Source organism: Gordonia sp. NPDC003422 (genome assembly GCF_053588675.1).
This window is the reverse complement of the sequence record NZ_JBSFQL010000027.1, coordinates 24,536-42,863: the sequence shown is the minus strand read 5'-3', so window position 1 is coordinate 42,863 and position 18,328 is coordinate 24,536. Positions and strand designations below refer to the sequence as shown.

Here is an 18,328-nt window from a genome sequence, read left to right as displayed (position 1 = left end):
CCTCCTCGTGATCGCGCACCGCACGCGATCACGAGGAATCTATCATCGCAGCCGCTCAGAGCGTGCGAGCGATGATCTCCTTCATGATCTCGTTGGTACCGGCGTAGATCTTCTGCACGCGGCCGTCGGCCCACATGCGAGAGATCGGGTATTCGTTCATGTAGCCGTATCCACCGAACAGCTGAAGACACTCGTCGGCCACCACCATCGCCCGGTCGCTGGTCCACCACTTCGCCATCGCGACGGTCGGGATGTCGAGCTTGCCCTCGAGGTGCTTGGTGATGCAGTCGTCGACGAACACACGTGCAATGCGGGTCTCGGTAGCTGCCTCGGCAAGTTTGAACTTGGTGTTCTGGAACCCGAAGATGGGGCGACCGAACGCGGTGCGCTCCTTGGTGTAGGTGATCGTCTGGGCAACTGCGGTTTCCATGCCGGCGACGGAGGCGACCGCGATGATGAGCCGTTCCTGCGGGAGTTGCTGCATCAGCTGGACGAATCCCTGGCCCTCCTGCCCATCGGCGGACAACAGGTTCGACACCGGCACCCGCACACCGTCGAAGAAGAGTTCCGAGGTGTCCTGCCCGCGCTGCCCCACCTTGTCGAGCACGCGGCCACGCCGGAATCCCTCACGGTCGGCTTCGACGAGGACCAGCGAGATCCCCTTCGCGCCCTCGGCGGTGTCGGTCTTGGCCACGACGATGATGAGGTCGGCCTGTCCCCCGTTGGTGATGAACGTCTTGGAGCCGTCGATCACGTACTCGTCGCCCTGACGGATCGCCTTGGTCTTGACGTTCTGCAGGTCCGACCCGGTGCCGGGCTCGGTCATCGCAATCGCACCGACCACCTCGCCGCTGGCCATCTTCGGCAGCCAGGTCTTCTTCTGCTCTTCGGTGCCGTATGCGAGCAGGTAGTGCGCGATGATCCCGTTGTGCAGGCTTCCGCCCCACGATGAATCGACGATCCGGGCCTGCTCCTCGATCAACACCGCCTCGTGCGCGAAGGTCCCGCCGCCACCGCCGTACTCCTCGGGGATCGACATACAGAGCAGCCCGAGTTCGCCTGCCTTGTTCCACAGGTCCCGGTCGACGTGATGCTGCTCGATGAACTTCTCGATGTTCGGCTTGATCTCCTTCTCGCAGAAGCTGCGGGCAAGATCACGCAGAGCAGTCAGGTCGTCGGTTTCCCAGGAAGAGCGATCAGCCATGGTTGTACACCCTCATCGTCGGCGTTATTGTCAGCCGCGATCGTAACAGTGATGAGTGGCAGAGTTGCACCGGGCGCCGGGAGCGGGCCGACCCACCCGCCGACGACAGAGACCTCACCTGGAGTCACGGACCGTCGGCAATCCCGACGGTCTCTGACCAGAAGTGAGGTCTCTGTGTGGAGAAATCAGCCGTTGGCGTTACCGGCCTTCCATTCGGCCCACTTGATGTTCCAGTCACCCAGGCCATCCGTCCCGGGCAGGGTGCCGCCGGTGGTGTTCTTCACCAGCACCGGATCACCCTTGAGGGTGTTGTTCATGATCCACAGTGCGTTGTCGGGGCTCAGATTGAGGCAGCCGTGGCTGGTGTTGGTATTGCCCTGCGCCCACACCGACCACGGAGCCGAGTGGAAGAAGATGCCGCTGTAGGACATCCGGGTCGCGTAGTCCACGGGCGTGCGATAGCCGTTCGACGAGTTCACCGGCACACCGTAGGTGGACGAATCCATGATGATGTTGTCGTGCTTGTCGGCGACCAGATACCAGCCGTTGTCGGTCTCGTCGCCGGGCTTACCCATCGAGGTGGGCATCGTCTTGACGACCCGACCGTCGCGCCTGACGACGACCTGCTTGTTGTTGTCGTCGGCGGTGATGATCATCGACCGGCCGATGGTGAACTGACGCTTGACGTTCTGCTGCCCGAACAGTCCGTTGCCGAGGTCGATGCCCTCGGTGTTCACCGCGACCGTCACCTTGGTGCCCGGCTTCCAGAAGTGCTGCGGACGCCAGCGAACCTCGGTGTCGCTGATCCAGTAGAACGCGCCGTCGACGGGCGGATTTGCGGTGACCTTGATGGCACGCTGCGCGGCCATCCGGTCCGGGATCGGCTCGTCGAACTTCACGGAGACCGGCTGACCGATGCCGACCACCCGATCCTCTGCGGTCGGCGTCACGTATGCCTGCGTCAGGTTGCTCGGTGCGCTGGTCGTGAAGGACACCTGCTTGGTGCTGGCGCCGCCCACGCCGGTCGCGTTGGCCTGCAGGGTGTAGGTCCGGTTGAAGCCGAGCACCTCGCCACTGACCCACTCGGTGCGATCCGCACTGAACTCGCCACGCACCGGCTGGCCGTTGGACTTCTTGATGACCACATTCGTCAGCGTGCCCTCGCTGGAGCGAACGGTGATCGGTGCGCCCGGCTGGATGCCCACGGACTTGTCACCGAGCGGCTTGTCGGCAATCCCGCTGAATGCCAGCCCGGGTACGAGCATGTCCCCGAGCAGACTCGAGCTCGACACGTCGTCGGAGTATGAGGGGTCCTTGGTTGTGCATGACGTCAACAGGGCCACCACTGCGAGCAGCACTCCACTGACCACCAGCGACGTCCGCCGGCTTCGACCGATCCCCATCGTTTACCAACCTGTCTCTACCGACCCGGTGCCCACCCGGAGTCGCCCTGCCAACTGACAAAAACGGCCACCAGCGCCGCTCTCGCACCGATTGTACGAGAAACCCCGGACATCCGAATTGTCCGAGTCGGCCATTCGTCCGATGCGCCGTGTGGGGTACGGCACAGACGCGACAAGACGCCCCGAAATCTTGGGGCGTCTTGTCATGGAGTGCGCCATCAGGGACTCGAACCCCGAACCCGCTGATTAAGAGTCAGCTGCTCTGCCAATTGAGCTAATGGCGCGTGCCGTTGCGAGAAGGAACCTTACATGCCCGCGTCGCAGAAGTGAAATCGCCTGCTACGACCGGTCAGCTCGCGTTCCCGCGTTTCCACACCGACCACGGGACGTTCCAGTCACCGAGTCCGTCGTCGCCCGGAAGCGGCGGCCCGACAGTGTTTTTCGCGATCACGATGTCACCCCGGAGCGCGTGGTTCAGGAACCATTCGGCGTTGTCGGGACTGACGTTGAGGCATCCGTTGCTGACGTCCGAGTTGCCCTGGTCACCGAGCGACCACGGCGCCGAGTGAACGTAGATGCCGCTGAAGGAGATACGGGTCGCGTCGTAGACCACCTCACGGTAGCCACCCGGCGAACTGACCGGGACACCGTAGGTCGAGGAGTCCATGATCACGCTCGGGTCCCGTTCGGCGACGATGTAGATGCCGTTGTTGGTGGGCGTCGAGTCCTTGCCCATCGAGGTCGGCATCGTCTTGACGACCTTGTTGTTGACGTACACCGTGATGATCTTGGTCTTGTCGTCGGCGATCGCCACAAAGCGCCGGCCTACCTTGAACGAGGTGTTGAGGTCGTTGCTGCCGAACACACCGCCGCCCAGGTCGATTCCCTTGAGCCGTGCCGAGACCCGCACCTTGGTTCCGGGCGCCCAGAAATGCTCCGGCCGCCACCGCAGCATGCTGTCGTTGACCCAGTAGAACGCACCGTCGACAGGTGGGTTGGTGGTCACCGAGATGGCACGCTGCGCGTTGAGTTTGTTGGTCACCGGGGTATCGAAGTTGATCACCACCGGCTGGCCGACGCCGACGTTCTCACCGTCGCCGGTGATCGTGGACACCGATGCGAAGGAATCGGCCGACGCGGTGCTGAATTTCACCTGCCGGGCGCCATCGCCTTCAACGCCCCTGGCAGCTGCGGTCAGCGTGTACCGAGCGCCGTAGTCCAGGGCCTCATCGGTGACCCAGTCGACGCCGTTGGGCGCGATGCGGCCCCCGACCTTGCCGTTGGGCCCGGAAACCACCACAGAGGTCAGATTGCCGAAGTGCGGCGTGACCGTGATTCGCGCTCCCGGCATCACGCCGACCGCTTCGTCCTTCATCGGACGCTGCCCCCAACCGGTGACCGAAATGGTGGGGTGGCCCAGAGTGGACGCGGCCGGCGCATCGGTGATCGCGTCGGAATACGTGGGATCGCTTGAGCATCCAGACAATACGGACACCAGAGCGATGATGGAGACTGCGGCGGTCGCGCCGCGGACAGAGCGGCGACGACCGGCGCTCAACTGACGACTACCTTGCGGATCACGAGGACGAGAACCAGTGCGCCGACACCGGCGAGCGTGTACTTGACCGCGGGACGATTGAGAGTGGCCAAGGCGGTGGTCTTGGCGTCGTCGGCCAGCCGCTGAGGACTGGTCCGCTCGGCCAGCGCGTCCAGGGTGCTGGCCAGGTCCTCGCGAGCCTTCGCGATTTCCTGCTCGATACGTTCGGTATCCCCGGCCACGCGGCCCTCCCGGCAGTGTCTCGACGTCCATGACTGTGGCCGTCGGCGCCGGAAAACCGGCCGCACGAACGACAACGCTTAGATGCTACGGCATCGATCGACGCGTTGCGCTCGCCCGTGCCGTGCAATTCCCCGTCGCTACGCTCGCCCCGTGCAATCCCCCGTCGCTACGCTCGCCCCGTGCAATCCCCCGTCACTACGCTCGCCCCGTGCAATCCCCCCGTCGCTACGCTCGCCCCGTGCAATCCCCCGTCGCTACGCTCGCCCCGTGCAATCCCCCGTCGCTACGCTCGCCCCGTGTGGCGCTGGTCATCGACTAGCCTGGCCTCATGTCTGCTAGCACCCAAACGGGGAACAACCGGCTGGCCGTGGGCGACAAGGCACCGGCATTCACCTTGCCCGACGCGCAAGAGTCGCCGGTCTCCCTCTCCGACTACGCCGGTCGCAAGGTCATCGTGTACTTCTATCCCGCCGCGTCGACGCCGGGGTGCACCAAGCAGGCGTGTGATTTTCGCGACAACCTCGCCGAACTGGAGGGTTCCGGCATCGCCGTCATCGGCATCTCCCCCGACAAGCCAACGAAACTGCAGAAATTCGTCGACGCCGAGGGTCTGACCTTCCCGTTGCTGAGCGACCCGGACAAGAAGGTCCTCGCCGAGTGGGGCGCGTTCGGCGAGAAGAAGATGTACGGCAAGACAGTCACCGGTGTGATCCGTTCGACCTTCCTGGTCGACGAGGACGGCATCATCGCGCTGGCCCAGTACAACGTTCGGGCAACCGGCCACGTCGCAAAACTCCGGCGCGATCTGTCGGTGTAGACGGCCCCGACATGTCCGAGTTGTCCGCCTCCAAGGTCTCTCGCAAGAGGTCTGTTCACCGAGAGTCCGGACTCAGGGAAATTCCGCAGCCACTAACGCCCCGCAAGCGGCCCACGCAGGAACGCAGCAAACGCAAGTTCGAGGCGATGCTGGTGGCCGCCCGAGATCTGCTCATCGACGTGGGTTTCGAATCGCTCACCTGCGAGGAGATCGCGACGCGCGCCGAGGTTCCGATCGGCACTCTCTATCAGTACTTCGCGAACAAGTACGTGATCGTGTGCGAGCTCGACCGGCAGGACACCGTCGACGTGCGTGAGGAGCTGACCGCCTTCTCCACCGAAGTGCCCTCACTCGAGTGGCCGAGTCTGCTGGAGAAGTTCCTCGACCACCTCGCCGCCCTCTGGCGGACCGATCCGTCGCGTCGCGCCGTGTGGCTCGCCGTGCAATCCACTCCGGCCACCCGGGCAACCGCCTCGCTGAACGAACGTGTCCTCGCCGAGCAAGTGGCACGCATCATCGCCCCACTCACCCCGTCGCAGCGCGAACGCCGCGAAATGATGTCGCAGGTTCTGGTGCACACCGCCTATTCGCTGCTCAGCTTCTCGGTCCAAGACGGTCACGACCACGACGAGACGGTCGCCGAACTCAAGCGCATGCTCGCCGGCTACCTCTTACTCGAGGAATCCACCAGCGACGCTTGATGTTCGACGCGAAGTAACCCCGTCGGATATCTCTACGCCTCAACCCGACCACGTGCACTGTGCACGTGGCCAGCCTCCCAGGTACAGATTTCCGCAGGTCGCCGCGGTGGTCACCCAGTTTGTCGGATCAGCGATCCACCCGTCGCCCGCGGCGGCGCTCATGGAAGCGGGAAGAACGTGGCCACCCATGCGGCTGGGAGCTTCCGCGTGCCAACACCGCGACAACCGGTGCCGAGTTGGAGAACGCGAGTGCTGCAGCACTCGCGTTCTCCAACTCAACTCGAGTTCTCGCCGCTCGACCAGGGGCGTGACCAGACACAAGCCCAAGCCGCACCCGACCCGCTCGGTGATGCGCCCTGGGTGCCCTCAGGCCACACCCTGTGCCGAATCGGCTCACCTGTGTGCTGCAGCACACAGATTCTCCAACAGGACACAGAGTGTCCCGGAGCGCCTCCGCTGCATGCTGCATTCCCCAGTTCAGCGCGGCGGTCACCTAACTCTTCGAGTCAGCGACGCACCCGCCGCCTGCGGCGGCGATCGTGGAGGCGGGAAGAGGGCTATGGAGCGCGACGCGGCGACGATGATCCACGAAAAATGGGGGAAGAAACTCGTCCCCTACCCCTGGAGTCCTCCCCGCGAATTTTCTCGCGGACGACTCAACAAGCAGGGGCAGAAAGTAGGGGAAGAACCTTCCCCTACTTTCAGTGGTCCGGCGCCTCGCTGACGTGGCCCGTTCGCCTGCCCTTCGAGGCATCCCTCGGCCGGCGCCTCGGGCACCTCAGAGAGCGGTGGGGTGGTGCACGCTTACGCGCAGGTCAGAGCGCTAGCCACCGAACTCTTCGGATCAGTTGCCCTCGAGGATCGCCACCGCGGCGGCGGTGTCGCCGTCGTGGGTCAACGACACGTGCACAGTGGCTTCGGCCAACAGTTCGCCGATCTCGCCGCCGAGGCGGATCGCCGGCCGTCCCCAGTTGTCGGTGACCACCTCGATGTCGCTGTGCCGGATGAGCGGCAACAGCGGCGAGCGCGAGAAGCGGCTCACCGACCACGCCTTCACGACGGCCTCCTTGGCCGCCCACCGGGCCGCGAGATGGCGTGCATCGTCACCGGTTCCGGCGGAGGAGTCCCGACGCTCACCGACCGTGAACCGGTCGGCGAACGTCGTGCCGGGCTGTTTCAGTTGCTCGCCGAACTCCGGGATCGACACGATGTCGATCCCGACTCCCAACACGCTCACCGGACGTTGCCGTAGGTGTCGGCCGCGTCGAGGCGGACTGCCGGATCGAGCAGCAGGCCGGCCTCGGCGTCGTGCTCGTCGACAGCCTCGTCGAACCGGCGGTTGGCAGGCCGACGATAAGCCGGCTCTCCCCCACACATCGACTCCAGGAAGCGCTGGTTGCCCAGGCGGAGCCGGTCGGCGGCACGGCGGCGGTACTCGTCGCGGTCGGCCTCGTCGAGGGTGGCGACAAACGCCTCCGGATGCACGACGGCGATGAGACCCGACACGTGACCGAAGCCGAGGCTGGTCAGCAGACCGGCCTTGAGCGGGAACCGCTCACCGAGGTGCAGCGTCTCACGCGCCCACACCAGGTGCGGGTACTCCTGCATCTTGTCGTCGACGCAATCGAGGCTGCGGTTCGGCGGGATGACGCCGTCGCGGAGCACCTGGCACAGGCCGATCAGCTGGAAGGCCGCGGCGCCGCCCTTGGCGTGACCGGTCAGCGACTTCTGCGACACCACGAACAGCGGTGCCCCATCACCCCGACCGATCGCCTCGGCCAGCCGCTCGTGCAGCTCGGACTCGTTGGGATCGTTTGCCCGCGTGGATGTGTCGTGCTTGGACACCACCGCGACGTCGTCGGCGCTGACGCCCAGCGAATTCAGCGCGTTGGCCAAGGGCGAGCTCTGCGCGCCACGAGCGGCACCCAGCGCACCGAGACCCGGTGCCGGGATGGAGGTGTGGACACCGTCGCCGAAGCTCTGGGCCCAGGCCACCACACCGAGGACCGGCAGGCCCATCTGTGCGGCCACGTCGCCACGAGCCAGCAGAATCGTTCCGCCACCGGCGGATTCGACGAAGCCGCCGCGTCGGCGATCGTTGGCCCGGGAGAACCGGCGATCGTCGATCCCGCGCGCCGACATCTTGGCCGACTCCGCGGTTGCGGACATGTCGCCGAATCCGACGATCCCCTCGATGCCGAGATCGTCGAAGCCACCGGCGACCGCGAACAGCGCCTTGCCCAGACGGATCTTGTCGGTGCCCTCCTCGACCGACACCGCCGCGGTCGCACAAGCGGCGACCGGGTGGATCATCGCGCCGTAGCTACCGACATACGACTGGACGACATGCGCCGCAACGATATTCGGCAGGGCTTCCTGCAGGATGTCGTTGGCCTTCGCCTCACCGAGCAAGGTGTTGATGTACAGCTCGCGCATGGAGGTCATGCCGCCCATGCCGGTGCCCTGCGTGTTGGCCACGAGACCGGGGTGCACCCAGCGCATCAGTTCACTCGGCGTGAAGCCCGACGACAGGAAGGCGTCGACCGTCGCCACCAGATTCCACAGCGCGACCCGGTCGATGGATTCCGCCATGTCCGGCGTCACGCCCCAGCGGGTGGGGTCGAAGCCGGTCGGGATCTGACCGCCGACCGTGCGGCTGAGCGCGAACTGACGGGGAACGCGGATCTCGGTGCCGGCCAGGCGGGTGACCTGCCAGTCGCCCGAGTCGGCGTTCTGCGCCACTCGCGTCTTCTCGGGATTCGCCGACGCGAACGCACGCGCCTCGGCCTCCGAGTTCACCGTGAAGGTCAGGTCCTCGTCGAGGAACACCGAGGTCAGCAGCGGCGAGGTGTTGTCGACCATCGCGCCCTCGTCGGCGTAGCGACGGATGCCGCAACGGGCGACGACCTCGTCGTGGTAGCGCTCGGCGATCTCGCTCTCCGGCACCGGGTCACCCGACTCGGTGTCGTACCAACCCGGCTTGGGTGCGGTGTCCCAGTGCACCAGCCCGGTGTTCCAGGCGAGCTCGAGAACGCCTGCCGCCGAGAGCTTCTCGTCGACCTCCATCTCGAAGCGGGTGCGTGCCGAACCGTACGGTCCGAGCTCACCCGCACCGACGATGACAACCAGATCCTCCGGTCGCGCATCCAGCGTCGGCCACTGCGGCCGCATACCCTCTGGCGCACGTGCGGGTGCCGGTAGCGCAGCCACGGTCACGACCTCGTCGGCGTCGGCCTCCTCGTCGGTGTCCGCGGCGTCGGCCGCGACCGCGGCCAGCGCCTTGAGATCGATCGTCGCCGGGTCCAGGCCGCCGGTGAAGTCGGCCAGGATCGCAGCCGACCGCGCCTGCTCCTTCTTCTCCGGAGTGCACAGGCCGAGCAACTCGCCGGCCATCTCCTCGGTGCTCCAGGTGCGCACACCTGCTGCTTCGACTGCGGTGACCATCCCGTCGTTGTGTCCCATCAGACCGGTGCCGCGCACCCACCCGATGAGGGCGTGCGCGAGCGTGGTCTTGGCGCCCCACGACTCTTCGGCCGACCAGCGCTGCACCAGAGCGTCGAGCGCGGCCTTGGACTCGCCGTACGCGCCGTCACCGCCGAACATGCCGCGGTTGGGCGAACCCGGGAGCACGACGTGCAGTCGGGCGGCGATGTCGTGGTCGGAGTGCAGATCGCTCAGTCCGGCGATCATCCGCTCGACCGACCAGAGCAGGACCTTCATCTCCAGTTCGGCCCGGCCACCGGCGTCGGTCAGATCACCGGCGACCCGAGGTGCCGCGAACGGGAAGAGCAGCGTCGGCTTCATCGCCGGCTTCACCACTGCCGTTGTGCCGCCGAGGTTCTCGGTCTGCTCGGCACCGATCCACTCGACGAGGTCGTCGACGTCGGTGTAGGACGCCATGTTCGCCGGGGCGACCCACAGCGCCGCGCCACAGCGAGCGTTCTCCCGGTAGAGCTTCTTGTAGAAGCCGAGCCGGTCAGAGTCCAGCCGCGAGGTGGTGGCGATCACCGTCGCACCACCGGCGAGCAGACCCGCGACCACACCGGCCGCGATCGAGTTCTTGGACGCACCGGTCACCACCGCGAGTTCACCCGCGAAGGCTCCGACGCCCGAGCTCTCGGCGGCCGTGGCGATCGCCTCGAAGGTCCGTGCGTGCACGCCGTTGCCGTTGGCCAGCGCCTTGCCCTGCCACCAGGTGGCATGCTGCGCGACCGTGTGGCCCGCGCCTTCGAACCGATTGACGACTCGCTCGAAATCGACGTCGAGGTCCAGCTCGTCGGTGAGCCAGATCCGAACCAGATCCTCTCGGCTGGTGGCCCAACGATCGTCGACGAGAACAACTTTCGCCTCGTCGAAGGCCGGCGCGACGGTGCGCGCCCAATCCGAGCCGAGCTCTGCGCTGACGCGCTGCGCGACCACCGCGTTCTCGTCCTCGACCGCCTCGGCGGTATCGGTCACCTCGGCCAGCCCCAACTTCTCGAGCACCGTGTAGGCGGCCGACGCGAGAGCCCCCGAACGGCCGGTGATCTGCTCGGTGAACTCACCGAGCGCGGCCGCGTCGACCGTTGCACCGCCACCGCTTTCGGCGGCGGGCAGGCTGACCGAGATGCCCTTGGTGGCACCGACCGCGGCAACCGCCCGGTCGATCAGACCGTCCAGTGCATCCGGGCTCGTCAGCGGACCGTCGAGCAGGTTGCCCAGGTCCTCGCCGCGCACGCTGGCACCGTCACGGGTGCCCAGCGCGAGTGCGACGGTGGTGTGCAAGGCCCAACCGGGCCCGAGCTGCCAGGTGTTGGTGACGCGATCGGTGATGTAGTTCTGCCGCTTGCCCACTGGCCCGAGCACCTTGCGGACCTGGTCGGAGACAGCATCGGTCAGCACCGAACCCAGCGGGCGGTAGCCGCGGGCCAGCGTCGACACCGTGGACGAGAGCGCGACCATGTCGGCCTCGGCAGCGCCGTCGATGGCACCGAGTCCGAGTTCGCCACCGATGTCGAGCAGCAACTGGTTGCGGCGCGACGACACTCCGTCACACAGCGCCTCGATGGTGTCGGCCGAACCGATCTGGTCGACGCGCATCTTGGTCCACAGCGCGATCACCGACTTCACCGCGTCGGCGGGGCCGAAGGTGATGTCGTCGGGGCGAGGTCCGCCGGCGGGTGCGGCCGGAGCGGCGGGTGCGGCCGGAGCCGCGGGGGCCGACTCGACCGGGGCGCTCGCCTCGGCTGCAGGCGCCTCGTCGGCGTCGTCCTCGTCGTCGGGCTCCGACCCGGCGTCCTTGGCCAGGATGACGTCGCTGTCGCGTTCGACGTTGACCACCTCGGTGGTTGCCGCGGCATAGTCGTCGAGCTTGAGCGTGTTCGACGCCAGGCCGGCCAGCGTCGGGGCGCCCTTGAGACCGATCTCGACAAAGCGCTGCACCGCGAGGCCGCTGCGCTCGGGACCGGCGAACAGCAGTTCCTGGGTTTCGATCCACCGCACCGGGCTGGCGAACTGCCAGGCCAGGAGCTCGATCAACACCACGCGGACAAGCTGACTCGGCTTGTCGGCCCAGCTGTCCCAGTCGGCGAGAACCGCGTCGAGCGGATCCGAGGGAACCAGGGCGGCGATCTCCTCGATGTAGGAGCGATCCAGATTGAACAGGCGCGGAACCAGGTTCGGGATGTAGCGACCGACCAGGATGTCGGGATCGATGTGCTCGGGCAGGAGACCCTCGAGCTTCGAACGGAACTCCGGCACACCCGCACGCAGCACCGTCGAGTGGAACGGGACGTCGATGCCGGGCACCAGGATGAACGAGCGCTTGCCGCCGAATTCGGCACGGCGACGGTCGATCTCGGCCTCGAGATGTTCGAGACCACGGACCGTGCCGGCGATCGCGTACTGCGAGCCCAGCAGATTCAGGTTCACGACCTCGAGGAATTCGCCGATCTCGGCGCCGATGCCCGCGACGAAGTCGGTGACCTCGTCGTCGGCCAGACCGAACTGGCTCGGGCGGATCGCCGCCATCCGATAGTCGCTGCGTCCCAGCTCATCTCGCGGAACCAGATGGTGCATCGCCTCGCCACGCTGGAACACGACCTCCAGGACGGCCTCCAGCGGGAGCACGCCGGCACATGCCGCCAGCGCGTTGTACTCGCCCACCGAGTGGCCGCAGGTGATCGCACCCTCGACGAAGCCACCGGCCTCCTTGAGTTCGGCGATCTGTGCGACACCCAGGGTCGCCATCGCGACCTGCGTGAACTGGGTCAGGTAGAGCACGCCGTCGGGGTGGTTGTAGGTGGTTCCATTGGCCACCAGGGTGGTCGGGTTGTCGCGGACCACCGCGAGGATCGAGAACCCGAGTGCCTGGCGGGTGTGCTTGTCGGCGCGGTCCCAGATCTTGCGGGCCGCCTTCGAGCGGGACCGGGCGTCGAGGCCCATCCCCTTGCTCTGGATGCCCTGACCCGGGAAGGCGTACACGGTCGTCGGCGCGGCCAGCAGACCGGTCGCACTCATGACCAGGTCGTCGCCCACCTTGCAGCTGACCTCCACGACCTCGCGGCCATGGTCGAGGCCGACGCGATCGACCCGGACGGTGATGACGTCACCGGTGCGGACCATGCCCAGGTAGCGCGCAGTCCAGCCGATCAGCGGCCGCGGCGACGGGATCGGATTCTTGGCGTCGGTCGCGGTGACGACCTGCTGTGCAGCCGCCGACAGCCACATGCCGTGCACGATCGGCTCGCCGAGGCCGGCCAGCTTGGCGGCCGAGGCGTCGGTGTGGATCGGGTTACGGTCGCCCGACACCACGGCAAAGCCGTGCATCCGGGCAGGTGCGGTGATCTTGGCCTGCCGCAACAGCTTCCGCGTCGCCGACTGCTCGTCGGAGAGGGCACCGCCGGCACGCGCGGGATCGGTCAGTTCGTCAGCGCCCAGGCGTCCGCGGATGGCGAAGCGCTCCTCGAGGGTCGCGATCGGACCGGCCGGGCCCGCGACATTCACCGACACCTCGACAACGCGGCCGACCTCGGTGTCGTGCACGGCGCCGGTACGCGCGGTGATCGTCAGTTCGGCCGGTTCGGCCGGGATTGCTCCGATGAGCGCAACGGCGTGGTCGAGGTGCACCAGGTCGAGCAGCCCCTCGACGACGGGGTCGCCGGATTCGGTACGCGCGGCACCGATCACACTGAAGACGCTGGGCCAGGAGGCGCCGACCAGGGTGTCGGGCACAGCGAAGCCGCCGGGCTCGGTGGGGGTGGTCGGGCGGAGGTTCGCCGGCAGCGAGAAGCCGGTGACAGCCGCGTGGTCGGCGACCGAATCCGGCTGCCAGGCAACGGTGGTCACCGACGCGCCATCGGCGACGTCGGCGAGGCCGCCACCCGCGGCGACGGTGAGGATCTCGCGCATCGCACCGGACGCCTCGTCCAGTCCGACGAGCGGGTTGCCGCCGTCGAGCAGTGCCGGCGAGACATGGAGCGGGATGCGGACGGATGCCTGCGAGATCGGCACCACCAAGTCGAATCGGTTCTCGTCGACTCGCTCGAGGACCGAACCGGAGGGTGCGTGCTCGGCACGATCACCGCTCACCACCGACCAGCTGTCGCGATCCCCCAGCAGCACAACAGGGTTCGGCACGATTCGACCGGCCCAGTCGACGTCGTCGGCCTCGATGACGGCGCTCAGGGAACCGGCGGACTCCACGAGTCCGGCGCGCTTGCGCGCATCCACGCCGACCGGCGATACGCCGATGGCACTCAAATCGGCCACGACCTGCGCCTCGAAGCGGTCGAGCAGTTCGCCGACCGGCTCGTCGACCCGGGTGATACCGGCCACCGCGACCGGGCCGGGGATGATGCAGACGGCGTCGGCGCCGTAGCGGGGATCGTGTGCCTGCCACAGGGAGTCGCTGCGCCACCAACGACGAACGTCCTTGTCGATGACGGGAACGAAGTTCACCGGCTTGCCGGGGGTGCGGCACAGTTCGAGGAAGAACGCCACGTCGGCCGGGTGCAGGATGTCGGTGTCGATCGACGGGTACACACTGCCCAGCGCGTCGATCGCTGCATGCGGATCGTCGGAGGAGGAAGGCTCGGCGAACATCGTCGGGATCTCGCCGGTGTCTTGCGGATTCATCCGCGCCTCGGTGCGCTGCAGCATGTCGATGAACCGCTGCTGCCAGGTGATGTCGGCCCAGGGCAGACGGTCGGCAGACGCGTCGCCGACGGCGAGTTGGGCGTAGCGGTCGAGCCATGCGCGGTAGGTCATGTCGGGCACGTCGCCGAAGTAGGGCTTGGCGGTGTCGACCATCGCGGCGATGATCTCGTCACGTCGCTGCGCGACCGCATCGGCGTCCCCGGCGACCTCGTCGAGCAGCCGGCCGCACTGCGAGGCCGTGTTGTCGACCTCGTGGATGTCGGCACCGAGTTGCGAACGGCCCGAAGCCATTCCAGCGTTCGCGCGGCCGGCACCGATCCAGGCGTCGCAGCCCTCGGTGTCGACGAGCAGCTGCTTGACCTCGGGCGTGGTGGTCGCCTCGAGCGTCGCCATGGCCGCGGTTCCGATCAGGATGCCGTCCATCGGCATCGTCGGATACCCGTAGGCCTTCGACCACTCACCGGTCAGGTATTCGCTGGCCCGCTCCGGGGTTCCGATACCGCCGCCGACACAGACGACGACGTTGGGGCGCGCACGAAGTTCGCCGTAAGTGGCGAGCAGCAGGTCGTCGAGGTCCTCCCACGAGTGGTGGCCGCCCGCGCGTCCACCCTCGATCTGCACGATGACCGGGTGGTGCGGAACTTCGGCGGCGATCCGCACGACCGAGCGGATCTGCTCGACGGTGCCGGGCTTGAACGCCACGAAACGCAGTCCCGCCTCGACGAATTCGTCGACGAGCGCCACGGCGTCCTCGAGTTCGGGGATACCGGCAGAGACGATCACACCGTCGATCGGTGCGCCCTGCGCGCGGGCCTTCTGCACCAGACGCTTGCCGCCGAGCTGCAGTTTCCACAGGTACGGGTCGAGGAACAGCGCGTTGAACTGTGCTTCGCGGCCGGGCTCGAGGAGATCGGTCAGCTTGGCGATGTTGCGGCTGAAGATGTCCTCGGTGACCTGGCCACCACCGGCGAGTTCGGCCCAGTGGCCGGCATTGGCCGCTGCGGCGACGATTGCCGGGTCGACCGTGGTCGGCGTCATGCCCGCCAGCAGCATCGGCGAACGGCCGGTGAGTCGGGTGAATGCGGTCTCGACCACCTTGCGGCCGTCGGGCAGCTCGGCGAGGGTCGGCGCGAAGGAGGTCCAGGGCGCGGCGACCTCGGGAACACCGCCGGGGCTGAACAGGTTGCGCTGGCCGACGCGCAGCGCGGCCGGCACCAGGCCGACGCCCTGCCCGCGCACCAGCGCGGAGGTCAACCGAGTCGCGAGGTCACTGGGACCGAAGTCGAGAATCCAGGCGGCACCGTCGGCCACCACACCGTCGACGGTCGACACCCAGTCCACCGGCTCGACGAGAATGCTCGCGGCATGCCGGGTCGCGAGGTCGCGGTCGATGCCGCATTCGACCGCCCAGTCGCCCACCAGCTCAACGGCGTCGGCCATCCCCGGATGGTGGAAGGCCACCGACACCTGAAGGTGATCGAACTTCGGCGCAAACGGTTCGCCGCCGGTCACCTTGCGCTTGCGCTCGTCGGCTTCCTGCGCGGCGATGCGCTCACACAGCGCGGTGAACGCGGCGAGGTGCCGCGGCGCACCGGACAGCACCACCGCGCTGCGGCTGTTGCGAATCGAGACGACGGGCGCCGTGGACTGCTCGGGCGCAGCCAGTCCGGCGCGATACTCGACCAGGATCTCTTCGATCCGGGCCGGCGAGATGTTGGTGATCGCGAGCATCGGGGTGCCCTCGGTGGCAACGCCGAGGCCGCGGCGTCGAGCGATCAGCGAGCCCGCAGCACCGATGAGCTGCGCGACGGCCAGCAGCAGACCCTCACCGGATTCGGCTCCGCGACCGTTCATGGCGACCGCGTCGACCGCGATGGAACCCTGCGAGTGTCCGACGACGGAACGCGGCGCGATGGCCGCGGTGTCCAGACCCTGCTTCTTCAGTGCCTCGATCGCCGCGATCTGGGTCAGCAGCACGCCCGGACCGGACAGGGTGAAGTCCGCAAGCGCCACCTCCGACGGTGTGGCCTCACCCGCGTCGAGCGCGCGCACCCAGGTCAACGGGTGGAAGCCCTCGGAACGCGCGACGGTGATCTGGTCGGCCACCGGCTCGACGAGACGTTCTGCCGCCTCGACGATCTTGGCGACCCGATGCTCGAGGTCGGCGTCGACAACCAGTTCGGCAAGTGTCGGCAGCCACGGACCTCCCTGACCACCGAAGCTGATGGCGTACGGCTCACCGGCGGACAGCCGGTCGATGAGGGTGGTCGAAGGGCGCTCTGCGGAAGCTGCGCCTTTGGTGCCGGTGCGGAATTGGTCGACGGTCACGAGGTCTCCTCTGTGGTCGGCGGTGATGCGGTCGGGGGTCGGTGTGGGGGTGGTCGAGGGGTTTCCCCGGCTGGACCGACCCACCCGGTTTCGGGCATGCCACGGGCCGTAGCTGCGCCTGGGCAGTGGGAGTTGCTGGTTGGTGGACTATGTGGGCAAACGCGCCCAACTCTGGGCACGAAAGTCCGAACACGCCTGTTGTGCAACAACATTGACTCATGACGGCTCGGCATCGAGCCCTCGTCGGCGTGAACGTGGAACCAATGATGACACACGAAAGTGAGGGATTCCTCATGTTTGGAACTGACCCTGCGGTATACCCGCCAGTAACCGCGCGGGTAACTTGGCGGCACGTCGACGGTGGGTCACAGGCACCCAGAATCCACACTGATCAGCCCCCGTTTTTTCGGCAAATCCGCAGGCCGAGCGCCCGCTCGGTGCGTCGTTACAAAATCGTGATGTGATCTGAAGCACCGCGCGCGTCACAGTAGGGTTTGGCCATGAGCAGCTGCATCTTCTGCGACATCGTCGCGGGTACCTCACCAGCCCGAATCGTCTACTCCGACGACGACGTGGTGGGCTTTCTCGACATCCGGCCGGTCACCCGAGGCCACACTCTGCTGGTCCCCCGAGTGCATTCCGTCGGGCTGGCCGATCTCGATCCGGACCGGGGTGCCGCGCTCTTCCACGCGGGCCAGCGGGTCGCCGCTGCGATGCGGTCGGGAACCATCGCCGCCGACGGCGTGAACATCGCGCTCAACGACGGACGCGCCGCGTTCCAGACCGTCTTCCACACGCACCTGCACGTCGTCCCGCGCCACAACGGCGACAAACTCAGTTTCGCCAAGGGCCTCGTGATCCGTCGCGACCCCGCCCCGGACGACACCGCGTCGGCCTTGCGCACCGCGCTGAAGTCGGCGTGAGGTCGACGCGGTGACCGAGTCCGAACCGACTGCGAATCCGCCGGAACCCATCCCCCAAGCCGTCGTCGACCTGGTGCGCGACGCGGAATGGATCACCGTCTTCACCGGCGCCGGCATGTCGGCCGAGAGTGGCATCGCCACGTTCCGCGACGCCGACACCGGACTATGGGAGCGTTTTGACCCCGCGACACTCGCCACTCCGGAGGCCTGGGCCGACGACCCCGCATTGGTTTGGGGCTGGTACTCGTGGCGGGCTCGCCAGGTCCGGGCCGCCGAACCCAATGCGGGCCATCAGGCACTGGCCGACCTGGCCCGCGACCGCGTCGTCATGATCGTCACCCAGAACGTCGACGACCTGCACGAGCGCGCCGGCAGCCAGGTCGTCAGCCATCTGCACGGCAGCCTGTTCGCTCCGCGCTGCTCTCGGTGCGGACGCCCGTATCCCGGCGATACCGATCTCGACAGCGACACCCTCGACGGACGGGTGACGCCGCCTGTGTGCCCCTACTGCGGAGGCGACGTCCGGCCCGGCATCGTCTGGTTCGGCGAGGCACTGCCCACCGAACAGTGGGAACGGGCCGAGCAGGCGATACGCGGCAGCGACCTGGTACTGGTGATCGGCACCAGCGGGATCGTCTACCCCGCGGCGAGTCTTCCCGAACACGCCGCTCGCGCCGGGGTTCCGGTCATCGAGTTCAATCCCGAACCGTCCGCGCTCAGCAGCATCGCCCGCCACCGCGTGCCCGTGACCGCGGCCACGGGACTGCCCGAGCTGGTGCGTGCCCTCGGCGACGGTGACCCTCCCGCAGGCTGAGATCCGCGGTCGCCCGAGCGCGGACTCGTCGCAGAAACCGCACTCGTCGCCAGAACCGCAGATGTGGCCAGAAACCGCCGACGCGCCTCGGGTTCCGACCAGACACGCGGTTTCTGAAACCCGCGACACGCCGACGTCGTCGGCGATCGTGGGCCCGGAAGAGCGGAGCCGCCATGCGGCCCGGAGCCTCCGCACGGCCGGCACCCGCGACAACCGGAGCCG

10 protein-coding genes and 1 tRNA gene are annotated in these 18,328 nt (G+C 67.3%); 4 read left to right on the top strand and 7 right to left on the bottom strand.

The window, feature by feature from the left end; translation table 11 throughout:
• Positions 1-55 precede the first annotated feature (55 nt).
• From ACWDTF_RS20300 to ACWDTF_RS20280, 5 genes are all read right to left on the bottom strand, one after another.
• Positions 56-1,204: an acyl-CoA dehydrogenase family protein gene (locus tag ACWDTF_RS20300; RefSeq protein ID WP_240861671.1), complete on the bottom strand. Its 1,149-nt coding sequence runs from the start codon at positions 1,202-1,204 to the stop codon at positions 56-58.
• Between the two features lie 185 nt (positions 1,205-1,389).
• Positions 1,390-2,607 (bottom strand): L,D-transpeptidase, encoded by a 1,218-nt coding sequence (locus ACWDTF_RS20295; RefSeq protein WP_355276141.1) that lies wholly within the window; start codon positions 2,605-2,607, stop codon positions 1,390-1,392.
• Between the two features lie 211 nt (positions 2,608-2,818).
• A tRNA-Lys gene (locus tag ACWDTF_RS20290) sits at positions 2,819-2,891 on the bottom strand.
• A gap of 65 nt (positions 2,892-2,956) precedes the next feature.
• Positions 2,957-4,111: a L,D-transpeptidase gene (locus ACWDTF_RS20285; RefSeq protein WP_449754958.1), complete on the bottom strand. Its 1,155-nt coding sequence runs from the start codon at positions 4,109-4,111 to the stop codon at positions 2,957-2,959.
• A gap of 50 nt (positions 4,112-4,161) precedes the next feature.
• The gene (locus ACWDTF_RS20280) at positions 4,162-4,386 is read right to left on the bottom strand and encodes a DUF3618 domain-containing protein (RefSeq protein ID WP_240861677.1); all 225 of its coding nucleotides are present in this window, start codon (positions 4,384-4,386) and stop codon (positions 4,162-4,164) included.
• A gap of 329 nt (positions 4,387-4,715) precedes the next feature.
• Between ACWDTF_RS20280 and bcp the strand changes: the two genes are divergently transcribed.
• Complete coding sequence (bcp, locus tag ACWDTF_RS20275; protein WP_240861679.1) at positions 4,716-5,204, top strand: thioredoxin-dependent thiol peroxidase; 489 nt, start codon at positions 4,716-4,718, stop codon at positions 5,202-5,204.
• A gap of 146 nt (positions 5,205-5,350) precedes the next feature.
• Positions 5,351-5,905, top strand: a complete 555-nt coding sequence (locus ACWDTF_RS20270) for a TetR/AcrR family transcriptional regulator (protein WP_449754957.1) — start codon at positions 5,351-5,353, stop codon at positions 5,903-5,905.
• An 844-nt stretch (positions 5,906-6,749) separates the two neighbouring features.
• Here ACWDTF_RS20270 and acpS read toward each other — a convergent pair.
• Together acpS and ACWDTF_RS20260 are read right to left on the bottom strand one after the other, a co-directional pair.
• Positions 6,750-7,142, bottom strand: a complete 393-nt coding sequence (gene acpS, locus ACWDTF_RS20265) for a holo-ACP synthase AcpS (protein WP_240861684.1) — start codon at positions 7,140-7,142, stop codon at positions 6,750-6,752.
• On the bottom strand, positions 7,139-16,369 hold the full coding sequence (locus ACWDTF_RS20260; RefSeq protein WP_449754935.1) for a fatty acid synthase subunit beta domain-containing protein: 9,231 nt from the start codon (positions 16,367-16,369) through the stop codon (positions 7,139-7,141). Before ACWDTF_RS20260 ends, acpS begins: the two co-directional genes overlap by 4 nt.
• Positions 16,370-16,869: 500 nt before the next feature.
• Here ACWDTF_RS20260 and ACWDTF_RS20255 point away from each other — a divergent pair, with 500 nt between their 5' ends.
• Together ACWDTF_RS20255 and ACWDTF_RS20250 are read left to right on the top strand one after the other, a co-directional pair.
• Positions 16,870-17,292 (top strand): HIT family protein, encoded by a 423-nt coding sequence (locus ACWDTF_RS20255; protein WP_240861687.1) that lies wholly within the window; start codon positions 16,870-16,872, stop codon positions 17,290-17,292.
• A gap of 10 nt (positions 17,293-17,302) precedes the next feature.
• Entirely contained in the window at positions 17,303-18,106 is an 804-nt protein-coding gene (locus ACWDTF_RS20250) for an SIR2 family NAD-dependent protein deacylase (protein WP_355280041.1), read from the top strand.
• Positions 18,107-18,328: the final 222 nt, after the last annotated feature.

Excerpts from the sequence above, each read along its gene's own strand:
- ACWDTF_RS20300 (WP_240861671.1), bottom strand. The coding sequence starts at position 1,204 with ATGGCTGATCGCTCTTCCTGGGAAACCGACGACCTGACTGCTCTGCGT.
- ACWDTF_RS20295 (WP_355276141.1), bottom strand. The coding sequence starts at position 2,607 with ATGGGGATCGGTCGAAGCCGGCGGACGTCGCTGGTGGTCAGTGGAGTG.
- bcp (WP_240861679.1), top strand. The coding sequence starts at position 4,716 with ATGTCTGCTAGCACCCAAACGGGGAACAACCGGCTGGCCGTGGGCGAC.
- ACWDTF_RS20270 (WP_449754957.1), top strand. The coding sequence starts at position 5,351 with ATGCTGGTGGCCGCCCGAGATCTGCTCATCGACGTGGGTTTCGAATCG.
- ACWDTF_RS20255 (WP_240861687.1), top strand. The coding sequence starts at position 16,870 with ATGAGCAGCTGCATCTTCTGCGACATCGTCGCGGGTACCTCACCAGCC.